This is a genomic window from Pseudoalteromonas sp. SR41-4 (assembly GCF_014163985.1).
Classification (GTDB): domain Bacteria; phylum Pseudomonadota; class Gammaproteobacteria; order Enterobacterales; family Alteromonadaceae; genus Pseudoalteromonas; species Pseudoalteromonas rhizosphaerae.
The window spans coordinates 1-1,254 of the sequence record NZ_JACJEI010000075.1; the positions used below are offsets into that span (position 1 = coordinate 1).

The window sequence follows — 1,254 nt, forward strand, 5'->3', positions numbered from 1 at the left end:
ATTACTTGGCGTACCTGACAACTGCCCAGTGCTGCTATCAAAGTTTGCCCAGCTCGGCTTGTTGCTAATACTAAAGGTTAAGCTGTCGCCATCAATATCGCTGGCTGTTGGGGTAAAGCTATAAGACGTATCTTGATCAACATTTAATGCAGGAACACCACCAATTGTTGGTGCGTCATTGACGTTGATCACCGTTAAGTTAAATGCCGGCAAGCTCGCCGTACCCATGCCATCGCTGACACTGATCACAATATTACTGTACACACCCACATCGCTGTTACCAGCGGTACCACTGAGCAACCCGGTACTGCTATCAAAACCCAACCAACTTGGTTTATTACTGATGCTAAAGGTTAAATTATCACCCTCGGTGTCAGTTGCCGTTGGCGCAAAACTATAAACGATTTTTTCACTCACTGACACAGTCGGTGAACCGCTGATCACTGGCACATCATTAACACTGCTCACGGTCACTGTGATCACCGCAGGTGCTGAATCTACGTTGCCATCGTGAGCAACAAAGCTAAAGCTATCGGTGCCAAAGAAGTCACTCTCGCCTTGGTATACTGCTTGCGATCCAGTCAATGTAACACGGCCATTTTGTGGCTGACTGCTGATTTGATACGTTAAGGTATCGCCTTCGATATCGCTGGCGGCAAGGTTGATCGTCAGTGGCGTATCTTCATTTACTGACACCGCCTCTGCACTGGCAACTGGGGCATCATTTACAGCATTAACGGTTAAGTTAACACTAACAGGAGCTGAATCTAACGCACCATCATTGGCTACAAACGTGAAACTATCACTGCCGTTATAATCTGCCGCAGGTGTATACAACCAACTATCACTGCTTTGTTGAACTAGCGTTCCGTGTGCAACATCAGTATCGATACGATAAGTTAAGCTGTCATTTTCGATGTCTGTCGCAAGCAATGTGATCAATAAGCTTGCATCTTCATCAAGGTTAAGGGTTTGCGTTTGTGCCACCGGCGCATCATTGACTGGGTTTACAGTCATGGTGACAGTAGCAAGGTTAGATATCGCGCCATTGCTGTCTTTAACTGTGTAAGTAAAGCTGTCGTCACCATAGTAATCTGCATTGGCGGTGTAAATGATTGCCCCCGTTGCTGTTACTTGAGTTTGCCCATTGCTTGGTGCACTGACAACCGTCACACTGCTCACATCTAAGCTGTCGCCGATATCAACATCACTGTCGTTACCCAATACGTTGACTTCAAATGAACCTTCTTCTTG

Annotated in this window: 1 protein-coding gene; it reads right to left on the reverse strand. The window is 46.3% G+C overall.

The annotated features are described in order from the left end of the window. The coding region (locus H5180_RS23280; RefSeq protein ID WP_182759255.1) for a cadherin-like domain-containing protein at positions 1-1,254 on the reverse strand (1,254 nt) is incomplete at both ends.